General features: G+C 37.3%; 16 protein-coding genes. 14 read left to right on the forward strand and 2 right to left on the reverse strand.

Annotated features, from left to right (window positions below; translation table 11 throughout):
• From pilN to AC0IWZ_RS22595, 9 genes are all read left to right on the forward strand, one after another.
• Positions 1 to 1,570 (forward strand): PilN family type IVB pilus formation outer membrane protein (gene pilN / locus AC0IWZ_RS22555; protein WP_471680533.1); only part of this gene is annotated, 1,570 nt, incomplete at its 5' end.
• Positions 1,571 to 1,579: 9 nt separating this feature from the next.
• Positions 1,580 to 2,986, forward strand: a complete 1,407-nt coding sequence (gene pilO2 / locus AC0IWZ_RS22560) for a type 4b pilus protein PilO2 (RefSeq protein WP_471679357.1) — start codon at positions 1,580 to 1,582, stop codon at positions 2,984 to 2,986.
• Positions 2,970 to 3,443, forward strand: a complete 474-nt coding sequence (locus AC0IWZ_RS22565; RefSeq protein ID WP_471679358.1) for a hypothetical protein — start codon at positions 2,970 to 2,972, stop codon at positions 3,441 to 3,443. Before pilO2 ends, AC0IWZ_RS22565 begins: the two co-directional genes overlap by 17 nt.
• Positions 3,444 to 4,994, forward strand: coding sequence for a GspE/PulE family protein (locus AC0IWZ_RS22570; RefSeq protein ID WP_471679359.1), 1,551 nt, complete (start codon positions 3,444 to 3,446; stop codon positions 4,992 to 4,994).
• Positions 4,995 to 4,997: 3 nt separating this feature from the next.
• Positions 4,998 to 6,062 (forward strand): type II secretion system F family protein, encoded by a 1,065-nt coding sequence (locus AC0IWZ_RS22575; RefSeq protein ID WP_471679360.1) that lies wholly within the window; start codon positions 4,998 to 5,000, stop codon positions 6,060 to 6,062.
• Positions 6,063 to 6,072: 10 nt separating this feature from the next.
• Positions 6,073 to 6,576, forward strand: a complete 504-nt coding sequence (locus AC0IWZ_RS22580) for a type 4 pilus major pilin (RefSeq protein ID WP_471679361.1) — start codon at positions 6,073 to 6,075, stop codon at positions 6,574 to 6,576.
• On the forward strand, positions 6,576 to 7,550 hold the full coding sequence (locus AC0IWZ_RS22585) for an ATPase, T2SS/T4P/T4SS family (RefSeq protein ID WP_471679362.1): 975 nt from the start codon (positions 6,576 to 6,578) through the stop codon (positions 7,548 to 7,550). The genes AC0IWZ_RS22580 and AC0IWZ_RS22585 overlap by 1 nt, the downstream gene beginning before the upstream one ends.
• A gap of 2 nt (positions 7,551 to 7,552) precedes the next feature.
• Complete coding sequence (pilV, locus tag AC0IWZ_RS22590; RefSeq protein WP_471680534.1) at positions 7,553 to 8,896, forward strand: shufflon system plasmid conjugative transfer pilus tip adhesin PilV; 1,344 nt, start codon at positions 7,553 to 7,555, stop codon at positions 8,894 to 8,896.
• A gap of 1,006 nt (positions 8,897 to 9,902) precedes the next feature.
• On the forward strand, positions 9,903 to 11,018 hold the full coding sequence (locus AC0IWZ_RS22595) for a tyrosine-type recombinase/integrase (protein ID WP_471680535.1): 1,116 nt from the start codon (positions 9,903 to 9,905) through the stop codon (positions 11,016 to 11,018).
• On the opposite strand, the gene AC0IWZ_RS22600 is transcribed toward AC0IWZ_RS22595, so the two are convergent.
• Positions 11,010 to 11,579: a hypothetical protein gene (locus AC0IWZ_RS22600; protein WP_471679365.1), complete on the reverse strand. Its 570-nt coding sequence runs from the start codon at positions 11,577 to 11,579 to the stop codon at positions 11,010 to 11,012. The genes AC0IWZ_RS22595 and AC0IWZ_RS22600 overlap by 9 nt on opposite strands.
• A gap of 50 nt (positions 11,580 to 11,629) precedes the next feature.
• A complete protein-coding gene (gene pilM, locus AC0IWZ_RS22605) occupies positions 11,630 to 12,058 on the reverse strand; it encodes a type IV pilus biogenesis protein PilM (protein WP_471679366.1) in 429 nt (142 codons plus the stop codon).
• 75 nt (positions 12,059 to 12,133) lie between these two features.
• Between pilM and AC0IWZ_RS22610 the strand changes: the two genes are divergently transcribed.
• The 5 genes from AC0IWZ_RS22610 to AC0IWZ_RS22630 are packed head-to-tail and all read left to right on the forward strand — an operon-like array spanning position 12,134 to position 14,364.
• Positions 12,134 to 12,655 (forward strand): lytic transglycosylase domain-containing protein, encoded by a 522-nt coding sequence (locus tag AC0IWZ_RS22610; protein ID WP_471679367.1) that lies wholly within the window; start codon positions 12,134 to 12,136, stop codon positions 12,653 to 12,655.
• The gene (locus AC0IWZ_RS22615) at positions 12,652 to 12,864 is read left to right on the forward strand and encodes an EexN family lipoprotein (protein WP_471679368.1); all 213 of its coding nucleotides are present in this window, start codon (positions 12,652 to 12,654) and stop codon (positions 12,862 to 12,864) included. The genes AC0IWZ_RS22610 and AC0IWZ_RS22615 overlap by 4 nt, the downstream gene beginning before the upstream one ends.
• Before the next feature lie 30 nt (positions 12,865 to 12,894).
• Positions 12,895 to 13,470, forward strand: a complete 576-nt coding sequence (locus AC0IWZ_RS22620; protein WP_471679369.1) for a TrbM/KikA/MpfK family conjugal transfer protein — start codon at positions 12,895 to 12,897, stop codon at positions 13,468 to 13,470.
• Positions 13,467 to 13,880, forward strand: a complete 414-nt coding sequence (locus tag AC0IWZ_RS22625) for an H-NS family histone-like protein (protein WP_471679370.1) — start codon at positions 13,467 to 13,469, stop codon at positions 13,878 to 13,880. The genes AC0IWZ_RS22620 and AC0IWZ_RS22625 overlap by 4 nt, the downstream gene beginning before the upstream one ends.
• Positions 13,881 to 13,884: 4 nt before the next feature.
• Positions 13,885 to 14,364, forward strand: a complete 480-nt coding sequence (locus AC0IWZ_RS22630) for a thermonuclease family protein (RefSeq protein ID WP_471679372.1) — start codon at positions 13,885 to 13,887, stop codon at positions 14,362 to 14,364.
• Positions 14,365 to 14,675: the final 311 nt, after the last annotated feature.

A 14,675-nucleotide genomic window follows, 5' to 3' on the forward strand; every position in this document is an offset into this window, starting at 1 on the left:
TTTAAAAGATTTTACCAACAACAGACCTACGGTTGTTTATAAAAATGAGCAATGGATTAATCCAACACCTTTACATATTAATCCTGATGATGTTCCTCCACCTGAATTAACATGCAAGGTTTCTTATAAACCAGTACGGCCTATTGACGTATTTCAGTTTGGTCAGGACATTACTACGCTTTGTCACATACCTGTTCGTATTACACCAGATGCAGCAATGCTGTTATCTAATCAGTCAGTTGGAGCGAACGGCAGCACGCAACAGTTAACAGCGGTTCCTCCGCCTGTGCTGGATGGTAATAATATGGTGTCACTACAGGCATTGAATGCCCCATCTACATCGCCAGTATCACAGGTGCGAAGTAGTGGTGGTGCAATGATTTCAGACATCATCTATCAAGGCAATGCTAAGGGACTTCTCGATGTTGTAACGTCGAGACTTGGTGTATCTTGGAAGTATGAAAACAATGCAATCACAATCTATTATCTTGAAACTAAGCGTTTTCAGATCGATGCGACAGATGCGAAAACAAAACTCTACAGCCTGGTAAAAAGCGGCATATCCACTCAGTCAGGTTCATCAAATTCATCTGGTTCTTCATCTTCTACAAGCGGTGTTAGTGGCGATTCTGGCTCAAATTCGAATACAGAAGTTCAGTTGGAGAATGATCTCTATGGGGATATAAAATCTACTGCTGAAAGCATGTTAACGCCGGGCGTAGGCCGCCTAAGTATGAACAAAACCTCCGGTGCGATTATTGTTACTGACGTTCCTGATGTTGTTAGGAATGTTGGTAATTATTTAAATAGTGAAAACTCATCTCTTAGCAAGCAAGTTAAGTTAAGTGTCAAAATTTATACTATTAACTTAAATAAAAATGACGAGTTAGGTGTTAACTGGAATTTAGTGTGGAAAAGCCTCAGCGGTAACTATGGCATTTCTTTAGCTAATACCTTCTCTGGTAGCACTGATGCAATCAGCGGTGGATTTCAGGTATTAGATACTGCAACTGGCGCGGCTAGTCAGTTCGCGGGTTCAGACGTTTTATTCAATGCTCTATCAGAGCAGGTAAAAGTATCTGATGTAAAAACAAATAATATCATGACAACTAATCTTGCAGCGGTTCCTGTGCAGGTTGCTAGCCAGGTTACTTATTTGCAGAGTGTAACATCTGAGCAAACAAGCAATGTAGGAACATCTGGTTCACTGAATCCTGGCTCTGTTACGACGGGGACGAATATTACTATTTTACCGAAGGTTTCACCTGATAATAATAAAGTAATGCTTACTATGTTTATGGATATTTCTAACCTTAAACAGATCAGAAGAATCAATAATGCAAACAATACAAATCTTATAGAAGCTCCAGATGTTGATTCTAATTCAATAAATCAGCGTGTTTGGTTAAAACCAAATCAAACGATTGTCATGAGTGGTTTCGAGCAAGAAGTTAGTGATGCAAGCAAACAAGGTGTTGGCGATCCAAATAATATTATTTTCGGCGGTGGTATGAGTGGTAAAAATAGCAAGCGTATGTTTGTAATAACCATTACCCCTGTTATTTCGTGAGAGTAAAAAATGTCTGATAAAGCACAAGTCCAGCACAAAGAAATAAAAGTTGTTACTGTTAACGGTAATAACTTTGTAGTCGGTCTTGATTGGAAATCTTTAAATAATGCCCGTAAGCACATGAAGGAGGCTAAAGACTACGGCAAAAAGAATGGGCTGGATGTTGTTGCTATTAAAAAAGGAGATTACATTCAGGCGGGTTTTGCACCCAAGCAAGCCAAAAGCATTAAAGGTATGTATTCATTAGCGGTCAGCCTTGTATCTTTGATTGAAGGTACATGGATTGGAGTCTTTCCTCTTGATGAACCAGATGCTGAGTCCCGACGCTACATATTAATAGCTTCCGGTGAAAATGGGGCTGTTATTCCCTGGACTGATCTTGTTGTCGGTGAAAGTGAAGTTAAAAAACTTGTAGATGGTTTGAAAAATGACCTATACGATCCTGATAGCAATTCTGCAATTGATGTAATTGGTGATATAGACTTTTCATGGGTTACTCGAGAAGTTTCGCTGAGTTCTATTTTAGTTCAAGATAATCTTCAAAAAGGATTCAAACTAAAGCCTCTAACATTCGGTTTAACAAAACAACAATTACTACTTGTGTCTTTTTTTGCAATCTTAGCTGCTTTTTTGGGGTTCGGATTGAATTATTATCTTGATAAGAAAGCTGAGGCTGAGGAACGCATTAGACTCGAGCTTTTAGCAAAACAAGAGGAAGTTAATAGAAATGCCCGCTACCAAGCGCGTTTAGATAGCCTAATACACCCTTGGATTGATAAGCCTAGCGTTCAAGACTTTATCAGAACGTGTGACAATATGAATAAAACTGGTACAAGCAATGGTACTGGTGATAAAGGCATTCCTTTATCAATACAAGGGTGGTTGCCTGTAGTTGTTGATTGTACATATGCTAGCCAAGGGCAAAGCAATAAAATAGCAAAAATGAAAATGGAGCTTTTGTTTAATAAAAATGGGGAAAGTCCAGCGAATGTTACTGATTTCATTTTGGCTGTTAAAGAAATGTATGGTGTAATCCCAAACTTTAACGCTAAGGATAATACGTTATCTTCATTTCATATTATAATGGACGCGCCGGGGAATGGTGATGATCCTATTTTACCTTTAACAACTAGAACAAATAATCTAGTGACAGTTTTACAAAAAAACTCTGTTGCATTTAATATCGCCCCGAGTACACCGTTGAAAAAAGAAGTAACTCCCGAGGATAGGGATTTGCCTATACCTACTTGGGTAGAGTTGAAGTTTTCATATGAATCAACAATACCACCGAGATTGATATTTAAAGATATTAATATGGATGGTGTGAGATTGAATATGATTAGCTACAAAATAAATCATGAAGAAGGTCAGATTTCCTATAGCGTAGAAGGTACAGTGTATGGCTCAGATAAGTAATTTTTTTGCATGCAAAAGTCCATTGTCTTTAATGATTCTTCTCTTAGCTACATTTACTACTTGTGCAGAATCAGTAAAAACAATTGGTGATATAGATGTGATTAATGGTGAAACTGCAATTTACAAAGCAATTGCAGCACGAAACAAAGCACAACAAGAAGCAAATAATCCAGATTTGCAGCGTCAAACAGGAGTTGTTACAGCTAATCAAGGAATGCCTGGGGGACAAACAAATTCTTTAATACAAAATCCTGTTAAATCTGACTCTTTACCTACTGTTTTGCGCGTCATGAATAATTTAGTTCAAATTAAATATAATGATGGTTCTACAGAATGGAAACGAAAAGGAGAGATTATCTCTGGTGGTTTCCAATTGTTAAGTGTTTCTGTAACAGGCGTATGGGTTATATCTGTCAAAGATAATAAAAAACATTTATTGAAAGACGAGGCTTATTAAATGGATTATTACTCATTAAATAGTCAGTATGGTATTTCGGATTATACTGTTAATGCCTTTTTAATAGAAAATATGTTAATTGCTACAGATGGTGAACTCAGAATACTGTATGTAGTTAAAGACCATAAACTTAATCCTGAAGTTATGGACTATCGAAAAGCATTTATTGCGCAATGGCCTGATTCTGCATGGGAACCAATACAAAAATCAAAGCTAATTGAGTTGCAGCAGAAAAACAATGTCTTCACCTCAAAGGAAGAGCATACAGACCTACAAACTGATGTAGTGCGCACCTTTGAAGCAGCTGTTAAAAAACGTGCATCCGATATTCATATCCGTGTTGGTTCAAAGTACACAAAAATATTTTTCAGAATTGACGGAAAGCTCGTTTTCTACAATGACCTTGTAGATGATAAAGGACAGAGGTTTGTTCAGGCTCTTTATCAAACTATGTGTGAAGGGCGTTCATCCCCTACATTCACATATACAGAGCCTGTAGATGCCAAAGTAAAAGAGTCACATGTTGAGAACTTAGGTCTAAGTGGTGGGCGTCTATCATCACGTCCAAAAGATGATCAAGTGTTGGTTGTTATTCGTTTGTTGAGAAAAAACACGAAATCATTAGTTTTAAATGAACTAGGGGTTACTGCTAAACAAGAAAGAATCTTGCAACGTGTTATTAGTAAACCATCTGGTGTTGTGTTCATTAGTGGCCCGACAAACTCGGGGAAAAGTACACTTGCTAAGTGTATGTGTGAGATTGTTACTTCTCGAGATCCTGGCATTCACTTGCTAACTGTAGAAGATCCAATTGAATCTACTATCGCTGGAGCTGTGCAAACCCCATTGATTTGCATTGAACGAGGCTCTCCTGGTGCTTTATCGAAAGCTTGGGGGGATGCTATCGCAAACATGATGCGACTTGATCCTGACCAAATTTATGTAGGTGAAGTTCGAGATTTTACGTCAGCAACGGGTGCTATCGCTGCTGCTCAGACAGGCCATAAAGTATATACAACAATTCATACTCATAATCCGATTGACATTATTCCTCGCTTAAAAAGTTTTAATGTCGATATGGATTTGGTTACAGACTCTTCATTAGTAACTTGTTTGGTTGGTCAGAGATTAGCCCCGTTGTTGTGTAAAAAATGCTGTGAACCGTACTCAAAAAAATTAAGCGAAATTGATGCTGTCTATAGAGAGTTAATCGAAACACATTGCAATACCAAAAATATACAGTTTGCTAGTAAATGTGGCTGTGAAGATTGTAACCATACTGGCTACAAAGGAATGACAGGAATTTATGAAATCATTGAAACCAATGCCGATTTTATGAATATATTTCAGAAGCATGGAAAACTTGCAGCTTATGAGTACTGGTATCAGCAAGGAGGGGTAACGCTTTGTGAAAGTGCAATAAGCTTGATAAATGACGGCTTAATAGATCCAATTTACTCTCATAGCCATGTAAGTAGTTTAGACCGTGATATTCAAATGTTCACTGCTGAAATCAGAAATTCAGTGAGCAAAAATCTTAAAGTGGCATGATATATGAATAAATTAAATAGATTTATTACTAAGCTAACTTTCAATGCAACTGACCGCATAGATCTCTATGATAATTTCAGTCAATATTTAATTGATGGGATTGAAGTTGATGTGGCTTATTTGCGTATGATAGAGAGTTATACACGGCGGGGGAAAAAACCAAATCATCCTATTGCTGAGATTCTTCGTGAATGCTATTCACACTTAGCAACAGGTAGTACATTAGCTGAGTCTCTAGCAGAATGGATACCTGATTCTGAGCGTAGCGTAATTGAAGCCAGTGACGCTGTTAACAAAGCTTCAGAAGGTTTTAGACGAGCAATGAAAATGGCAGAAGATTTACAACGATCAAAATCTGCCATTTCTGGAGCAGCAGGTATGTTCTTATTTATGTTCCTGAATTTTTTTAGTTTGTTAGCAATGATTTGTTCAATGCTAATTCCGCACACAGTGGAAATTACGCCATTATATATGTGGAGCTTGCCACAAAAGGCTATATATTATTTTTATGTTTTTGTGTCTGATTTTTGGTATATTGCTTTAACAGTTCTTATATCTGTAATATTTGGGGTTTGGTATTCCTTGCCTCGTTGGACAGGTAATAGTCGCTTTCATGCCGATAAATATTTACCATATTCTTTATACCGAACATTAAATGGTGCAACATTTGTATCTAACATTGATGCCATGCTTTCCTCGGGGATTTCCTTGCGCGATGCTTTATTAAAAATGAGGAACAGTTCGCGCGATGAATGGTTAAAGGAGCGCATCGACGGTGCATTAATTGGATTAGCTACAGGTGAAGGAAACTTAGGTGCTGCATTAGATGTTAGTGGCTATGATTTTCCTAGTGAAGATGCAATTATTAAGCTCCGTAGTTTATTTGATACATCAAATAAAAATGGATCATTAACGTCATTTAGTGAGAGATGGCAAGAAGCAACTATATCGAAAATTGAAAAGGTAGGGAAGGTAATACAAGTCATGGGTATGTTGGGTTGTGCATTCGGTATTATTATCGTATGTGTAATTTTATCTCCATTAGTCACAGCAATGTTTAACTTTTAAAAGGTGTACTATGAAAAATATGAAAAAGGGTGTTTGGCAACTCGGTGATGGTGTTGGCGCTTGGGCTATGGCAATTACGGGCTTAGTAGCGGTTGCATCTGTGGTTGCATATGCATTATTAAAGCCGAATCAGGCAGCAGAAATTCAGTCAGTAACCACGATCATGAACGAAATGCGCTCTTTCCGTAGTTCTACAGGGTACGGTACTTCGGATTATGTACCTGCACTTGCTGCTTCTGTAGGTAAAACTGTCACCGTTACGGCTGGTAAGCTATACAATAAATCGGGTGGTGATATTACAGTTGTTGGTGCTGGTACAGGATTTACTGTTTCTACAAGTAAGTTAAGCCAGGCTGATTGCATCAAGGTTGCAACAACAGTAAGCGGTGGGGATGTTGCGACAACACAGATTAATAGTGGTTCTAGTTTTAGTGGAGAAGTACCAACTCTTACAGCTCAAACAGCTTGTACGGCAGGGAAAAATAATACCATTGCATTTACTACTAGTTCGTAATGAATATGGAAAAAAAACTTAGTAATTCACTCTTCACCGATATTTATATCGGTGAAGAGTATACCGAAGTTAAAGGTCTATTTGGAGCAAGCATTTTGCTTGCTCCTGCTCCAATTGAGTTACTAGAGGATATTGAAAATTTAAAAAACGAATGCAAACTAAAGCATGAGCGCACAGGAAGAACAGAGTTTTCTTTGAAATTTGACGGTGTTTTTTATAGGATAACAATCTCTAGAAATAACATAGGTGCTATCAATTATGTTATTAGGCAGACATCAAGTAAGATAATATCTGCGGAAGAAATAGGGTTGCCTCCTTTTATCATAGATCTAATAAAAAAACAGGAAACTGTGGGTTTGGTCTTGGTTGCGGGAAAAATGGGAGTTGGAAAGACGACTACCGCAGCATCAATAATTAGTTACCGAACGGCGGCTACTGGTGGTGTGTCTGTTGCTATAGAAGATCCAATAGAAACACTTCTTGATGGTAGGCATGGAAAAGGCCGCTGTATTCAGCTTGAAATTGGAGAGCATGAGGGCTATTCATCTGCTTTGAAGAAAGCAATGCGTATGGGTGTTAATAATCTATTAATTGGAGAAATTAGAGACTCAGACACAGCGCATGAAGCTCTTAAAGCTTCAATTAACGGGATGTTTGTCATAGCAACTATCCATGCCAATAGCATCATTGATGCCATTGAGCGTTTTGACATTTTATGTTCTGAAAAAAATACTAACTCTAAATCAATTGTTTCACGTTCTTTATGTGCGGTTGTAAGTCAAACTATGGACTATGTAGAAAGAAATGGGGCTGTAATTGGAAGGAATGTTAATATTACGGCTTTTCATCTTCAAGATGATTTAATCAAGCAGAAAACAAGAAACAAGATTGCAAATGGCGATTTCTCACAGTTGATTGATGAAATTAAGACGGTTAATCAACAAAGGAATAATAGTGCAAGAGGTGGTATTTAAACATGAAAACTATGAAAAATGGCGTTTGGCAAATTGCTGATGGTGTTGGTGGATGGGCTGTTGCATTAGCATCTTTAAGCACGTTGATGATTCCGGCTTTGTGGTATTTGATGAATGATCAATCTTATTCAAATGCTGCACAACATGCAAAACGTGTGTCTGATGCTGCTGAGAAATATATAGCCGATAATGCATCTATCATTTCTGCTGGAGCTACCCCAACATCGCCATATGTTATAGATGTTGCTACCCTTATTAGTAGCGGATATTTGCCTTCTGGTTTTTCGGTTAAAAACACATACTCTCAAGATTATCAGGTTCGAGTATTAGAACCGAGCGCTAATAAATTTCAATCCATTCTTGTAACTCTTAATGGTGTCAAAGTAAGTCAATCAGCGGCAAGAAAAATAGCTACTCGCATTGGAGCTGATGGCGGTTATATAGAAAGCGGTATTGCGAAAGGTGCTTTAGGCTCCTGGAGCCAAAATATTTCAGCTTTTGCTGTGAATCCAGGAGATGGTCATATAGCAATTGCTCAGTTCTATAAAAATAATGTTTCAACAAACGATTACCTATATAGAAAATCTGTTCCTGGGCATCCAGAATTGAATACCATGAGCGTAGATTTGAATATCGGTAATAACAATATTAATAATGCTAATGGTGTTAACGCTGTGAATGTAAACGGAACAACCGTTAACGCTACTACTGTTAATACCAATACAGTTTCTGCAACGGGTAATATTAATTCTAATGCTACTGTTCAGGGAGCTAACGTCAATTCAACTGGAAATATTTCAGCCTCCGGTACGGTTACTGCACAAACGACTAATACGGCAGGAGAAACGTATACAGGCGGATGGTTTAGAACTCGAGGTGACACAGGCTGGTATAGTGAGAAATGGGGCGGGGGGTGGCATATGAGCGATTCATCATGGATACGTGCCTATAACAATAAGAACATTTATACAGGCGGTCAGGTTCAGGCTGGCTCAATACAATCTAATGGTTCCATTCAGGCAAATGGAGCGATACAGGCTAATGGTCGAATTACTACAAATGAGTATTTGCAGATCAACGGTGTAGCTACAGCAGGGTGGGGGTGTTCCCCAAATGGGCTTATAGGCCGCGATGCAAGCGGCGGCATCCTTTCCTGTCAATCCGGTGTCTGGACAAAACCTAGCACTGGAAAGCCCGGTTACTACTGCCGTTATACCTCAATGAGTGCGCGTAAGTCCGAAGATTACATTGGCTACACGCCACGTACAGATCGCAATTGCCCCGTAATTTCACCTGGGCAATTGCAAGGCGAATGTGCCTGTATGAAGATACTACTTGATTACTAAGGTAAAAATTGATGAAGCCGTTGCAATCTAAGGCTTCATCCTTTACAGCTAATTTGCTGTACACCATGCAACAGCAGCAAGGCATTGTCCGCTACTGTTAGCGCCACCAGTTACCAGTTACCAGTTACCAGTTACCAGTTATCGAGAACACATGGCGTAGGCAGCAAAACAGTTATTGTTTGAGCCAGCTCCAGTTACCACCCATCTGTTATTAGCTACATCTGGATAGCTACCATCAGGTGCGTTGTATGCTGAGGACGCATTACCCGAGAAATAAGTCAGACTGTAGCCGCCACTTAGGAGCTTGTTTTCTACAGGGCAAGCGGCGTATGAATATGTTTTGTTGCAGCCCGCAGCACCGACAACAACAAAACTATCAATTTCTGATTTTGCTGATTTCCACACACCGGATTGACAGTTATGCACAACTTATTATGAAGCTGCACTTTCCGCTTAATTCAGTCCTGTTAGTACCTGGATAAAAATTGTATTCATCATAGTGACCGCACTTAACTACTCGATTTGGATCGACAGCCGCTACTTGTCCGGCAAAATAGTTAGGTTTCCAACCATGCGGGTTTTCACTGTTACTCACACTCCAAGTACACTGATTTTGGCTAAATCCGTTAGGTAGCGGTATTTGTTGACCATTCCCTACAAGGCCAGTAAGGACTGTGCTTCCCCCTGATCGTTTCCACACACCGGATTGACAGTTAGCTGAAAGGACAGCAATAGGCATCAACGTGTTCTTCATCAACACCATCACCAATGCCATACATCCGGGTTCCGGCCATAACGTAGTTAGCAGGGCATTGAACAGGCTTGTAGTAGACAGAACCATTACCTTTCCCCCCAATAAAGTACTCGTTGGCAACTGGTGAAGAGTACCAATTACAGCCTTGAGCATTGATCTTTCCACTTCCTGTCCAGACACCGGATTGACAGTTTGACATTCTCGCTAGTGAAAGTAGAGTTCACGGTTTTGTAACATTGTGGAGATTCTATTTTGTCTAGGAAAAGAACAATTCGATTAAATGATGCTCTAGATAGATACGTTAATACTGTTTCTAACCTTAAAAATGGTTGGCAACAAGAAAGCTATAGGCGAAATGTAATCAATAGATACGCAATTTCAAGTAAGTACATGCATGAAATTACATCTATTGACGTTGCTGAATATAGGGACATAAGGCTTTCAGAAGTCAATCCTAAAAACGGTAAGCCAATTAGTGGTAATACAGTGAGATTGGAGTTAGCCCTAATATCTTCATTGTTTAATTTAGCGATTGCTGAATGGGGTACATGTATTAGAAACCCTGTCCAGACTGTACGTAAGCCTAAATGTAATCCAGGTCGTGAAAGACGATTACATTCTCATGAAGAAAGGAAGATTAAGAGTTATTTAATCCAAAATAATAGAGAGTTATATATTATTTTTTGTATGGCACTAGAAACAGCTATGAGGCAAGGGGAAATACTTTCGATGAAATGGGAAAATATTAACTTGCAAGCTGGAGTTGTTCATCTTCCTGAAACCAAAAATGGGACATGGCGGGATGTACCCTTATCTGCAAAAGCCCGAGCATTACTATCAGAAATGTCAATGAAAACATTTGGCTATGTTTTTTCATACACATCATCAGGGGTGAAAAGTGCGTGGAGAAAATGTATACAATATTTAAAAATTGAAAATCTACATTTTCACAATCTCCGTCATGAGGCAATCAGTAGATTTTTTGAACTTGGAACTTTAAATATGATGGAGGTTGCTGCTATCTCAGGACACAAGTCTTTAAGTATGTTGAAAAGATATACTCATCTTAGAGCTTATCAGTTAGTGAAAAAACTTGATGCAAAGAAGAATACAGTCAAAAAAATCGCTTCTTATTTTGTGCCTTATCCTGCGCTCAAAACTATAGAGAATGGAGTACACACTGTAGAACTTATAGATTTTAGTGAACTAAAAGCAACTGGATTCACGCTTGAAATCGCCCTGTCAAAAGCTAGTAATCTTTTATTACGCACACTTGCTAGTGCTGCGCAACAAGGAAAGAGGATTCCCGTTCCCGGAGAATTATCCAAAGTTACAAATGATATGATAATAGTAAACCCTCTAGGTTAAATAATTCCCCAATGTTAAGCTGATAATAAATGAAAGAAGGATTACTGGCACAAATGGAATGTAATTAATCTTGAATATACTTGTAAGTGAAAAACCAAAGATGAGTGCTAATGTTGGAAATAAAAAGGCTGTAGTTGGAGAGAGCCAAAGTGATAAAAAAGCAATGAGATATACATCACCACTGGCAACTAAGACTGATTTGTTTTTTATCACTGCAATACAGTTGATAGCTGATATTAAAGTAATAGATAAAGCCATTAAGATCATGGCGCTCTGGAAATTACCATAAAAGGATAAACATGAAGATACAGCTATGATGTGAATGATAATGTCAGGAACCCATTTTCTAACAATATCAATTATAGCTGATGTTGCTGTAACAAAAACCGTGAATGTAAGTATCTTATTATTGCTTATATATTGACAATAAGCTGGAGTTACTAAAATAGTCAAAAATGATACAAATACAGGAAAGGAAAGCCTTTCAGAACGGTTTTTAATTTCATTAGCAGTGTTTAAAATCTCATTTTCAACAAAATTAATTGCTTTCGGTAAATACATTTTTAAAATCATAGTTATGATGGCAGATGCCAATAGAATGTATAAATAGATCATAATATAAACACTATGTTGTTTGTCGGGATTTGGGATGGTTTTGTTACGCTCCCGAAGGTCGTTTGAATGGAGCTGCTATCAGATAAGCCAAATGAAACTGAATCGCCAGTTTGTGCGCGTAGCTTGGTGTATGCACCCGGTTTATTTGGCATATAAACATAGAACTTCCCGGAGGTAGCATAAACCGTTATAGCATTGTTTTTTTGCTGCCATGATTGTAATGTTATGTTTGTTGTAATATTACCATTTGCTGTAGGATTCAAAGTTTTATAACTTTGAACGGCATCAACGTAATTTAAAAACGAATATGTGATTTGCTCACTTGATGTATTCTCGAAATAACTTCGTTCCGAATAACTCACACCGCCTACAATGAAAGAGGCTAAAACGATCATCATTACTGCTGCAAGATAACTTAGGTTCATAATTTCTCCTTCAATATTGTAATATTGATGAATTGATAATATTATATTTATATTGATAAAGCAAAGGGCGTGATTATGAAAAAAAAATCTTTCTTTAGTTCTTTAGTTTTCCTCATTCTTTTAATTTCATTTTTTTCTGGAAAGGTTAATGCATTTTGCTTCAAAGAAGCTGGTGAAAAATATAGTGTAGATCCATTACTGTTAATATCAATTGCTCAGGTAGAAAGCAGTTTGAATCCTCGGGCTACCAACATAAATAAAAAAGGAACATCGAAAGAAAGTATAGATATTGGATTGATGCAAATTAATAGCATTTGGTTCAAACAGCTAGCTTCTGATTGGGGTATATCCCGAGAGGATTTGGTTACAAACCCATGTCAAAATGTCTATGTAGGTGCTTATATATTAGCAATGAACATTCAAAGAAATGGTGTTAACTGGAAATCAATAGGGGCTTACAATGCTGGTTTTGCAGATAGGAACGAGGCTACGAGAATTAAATATGCAAAGAAAGTCTATGATTTTTACATCGAGTTGCTTTCTAAAAATAGAGAAGCTGTAATTTCAACAGCATCAAAGGGGGTAATGATTAAATGAAAGTTAAAAATGTAATTGTTTCTGCTTTAGCTGTTCTTGTATTGATTGGTTGTGATTCATCAGAAAAAATTTCAATAGAATTTTACAAAACGAATAAGGAGGCTCGACTGCAAAAACTTAAAGAATGTAACAAGAGTCCGACTGATAGTGAATCGTGTCGAAATGCTTCAAATGCACAGCATCAAGTTTATTTCAGCTCAAAAGGTTAAAAATTTTTGCATGCAAAAAAGGGGATTACTATGACAAATCTTAAAGTACTTGTTTTTTCTCTCTGTTCTTTTGTAGTGGCGTCCAATGTATATGCTGAAAAAACAGATAGTATTGAAGCTGGTGAATTGCTTACTGGTGACACTAGACTCGCATGTGAGGCTACTTTATGTCTAGCTGGGGGAAATCGCCCAAGTGAATGCACACCATCGTTGAATCGCTATTTCAATATTACTAAGAGGAAATGGAAAGATACTCTAAATGCCAGGAAAAGCTTCTTAAAGCTTTGCCCTGCAAGTGAGGAGCAAGGTATGCCAGAGTTAACTGATGCCATTGTTAGCGGTGCTGGTAAGTGTGAACCTGATACTTTGAACAAAGATTTAATAGAACGTAAAACATTTATGGTTTGTTCACGACCGCGATCTCAATATGATGATGGGTGTGTTCCGGTTCAAAAGATGCGAATCTCATCTAACTTACCATCGTATTGTCAAACCTACTTTAGTAATGAATTTACAGATTTTAATGTTAATTACATTGGAAATTCAGAGTGGCAACTACCTAAAGATTTCCAAATAAACAACTCTGGTAAATGGGTGCTCCAATGAATCATTTACGTACCCTACTGAATATTAATACTTTGCGTGTCATTGCTAAATCGCATGATGGTGTGTTTTTACTTATTGCTATTAAAAATAAATTAAGTGATCTTATCGAAGAAAGAAGAGAGGAAGAAATTGTAAAAATAAAGCAAGTTGCAGAGCGAGAAAGAAAAATCAAATACTATAGAGATCTTCTTATACAGGATGGTGTTGAAGTTAATGAACTCATCCCCAAAAAACCCTTGCTTTCTTCTATTGATATAAAATCAGAATCTAATTCTAAGTATGTATATTATCAGGATGGTAAGCCGAAATACTGGAGTGGTCGCGGAAGAACACCTACCGAAATTAATAATGCAATTAAGGCTGGGCGTGCTATTACTGATTTTTTAATTAACAATGATGATGGTGATTAGGGAAATGATTTTGCATGCAAAAAAATATCTCTTTTGTATAGGTTTTCTTTTTCTTTGCAATCCGGTTTTTTCTAAAAACGTCATAGTTAAATATGTAATTGATGGTGATACATTTATCTATAGTGAAAATGGGGTAAATAAAAAGGTTAGGTTATATTGCATTGATGCACCTGAGAAGAAACAAACATTTGGCCTTGAGTCGAAAATGGAGTTAAGCAAGCTAATAAATAATCAGTCTGTTAGATTGGAAGTTAACGGGATTGATGCTTATGGTCGTGAAATAGCTGTTGTTAGTACCAAGATTAATATCAATTTAGAATTGGTGAAAAATGGCTTTGCATGGACATACACAAAATATTGTAATGAACCTTTCTATTACAATGCCCAAGATGAAGCTTTTAAAAAATCCATTGGGTTATGGAAAAATAGCGATGGTATTCCACCATGGGTTTATAGAGAGAGAAATCGTGATTTTAAATGGTAAATACTACGTTCAATCAGATGCTGTAGGGTTTTCAAGTTTTACAATTAATAATTGTAATGGCGTTATTATGATTTGTGAATGTGAAAAGCACATTGAACGTAATCACAACTGTATACAACTTCATGTAGAAAACATCGAATCATGGGAGGTTATGTATAGAAACTACAATCCTAATGCTTTCATATTAAGTGCATATAGTTATCAGAAGGTCTGGACTCCTGATGTGATTGGTCATATATGGAAAATGTCTGTACTTAAAAAAAATGTAATAATTTTATCAAAAGAGCAATGCAAAAAGTCATTGATTAGGC

The sequence above is a fragment of the Buttiauxella sp. AC142 genome (genome assembly GCF_979253435.1).

What these genes read in the sequence shown, in the direction of transcription:
- AC0IWZ_RS22600 (WP_471679365.1), bottom strand. Translation starts at nt 11,579, where the DNA reads ATGTATTTACCGAAAGCAATTAATTTTGTTGAAAATGAGATTTTAAAC.
- AC0IWZ_RS22570 (WP_471679359.1), top strand. Translation starts at nt 3,444, where the DNA reads ATGGATTATTACTCATTAAATAGTCAGTATGGTATTTCGGATTATACT.
- AC0IWZ_RS22615 (WP_471679368.1), top strand. Translation starts at nt 12,652, where the DNA reads ATGAAAGTTAAAAATGTAATTGTTTCTGCTTTAGCTGTTCTTGTATTG.
- pilO2 (WP_471679357.1), top strand. Translation starts at nt 1,580, where the DNA reads ATGTCTGATAAAGCACAAGTCCAGCACAAAGAAATAAAAGTTGTTACT.
- AC0IWZ_RS22580 (WP_471679361.1), top strand. Translation starts at nt 6,073, where the DNA reads ATGAAAAATATGAAAAAGGGTGTTTGGCAACTCGGTGATGGTGTTGGC.
- AC0IWZ_RS22565 (WP_471679358.1), top strand. Translation starts at nt 2,970, where the DNA reads ATGGCTCAGATAAGTAATTTTTTTGCATGCAAAAGTCCATTGTCTTTA.
- pilM (WP_471679366.1), bottom strand. Translation starts at nt 12,058, where the DNA reads ATGAACCTAAGTTATCTTGCAGCAGTAATGATGATCGTTTTAGCCTCT.
- AC0IWZ_RS22625 (WP_471679370.1), top strand. Translation starts at nt 13,467, where the DNA reads ATGAATCATTTACGTACCCTACTGAATATTAATACTTTGCGTGTCATT.
- AC0IWZ_RS22630 (WP_471679372.1), top strand. Translation starts at nt 13,885, where the DNA reads ATGATTTTGCATGCAAAAAAATATCTCTTTTGTATAGGTTTTCTTTTT.
- AC0IWZ_RS22585 (WP_471679362.1), top strand. Translation starts at nt 6,576, where the DNA reads ATGAATATGGAAAAAAAACTTAGTAATTCACTCTTCACCGATATTTAT.
- AC0IWZ_RS22575 (WP_471679360.1), top strand. Translation starts at nt 4,998, where the DNA reads ATGAATAAATTAAATAGATTTATTACTAAGCTAACTTTCAATGCAACT.
- AC0IWZ_RS22610 (WP_471679367.1), top strand. Translation starts at nt 12,134, where the DNA reads ATGAAAAAAAAATCTTTCTTTAGTTCTTTAGTTTTCCTCATTCTTTTA.
- AC0IWZ_RS22620 (WP_471679369.1), top strand. Translation starts at nt 12,895, where the DNA reads ATGACAAATCTTAAAGTACTTGTTTTTTCTCTCTGTTCTTTTGTAGTG.
- pilV (WP_471680534.1), top strand. Translation starts at nt 7,553, where the DNA reads ATGAAAACTATGAAAAATGGCGTTTGGCAAATTGCTGATGGTGTTGGT.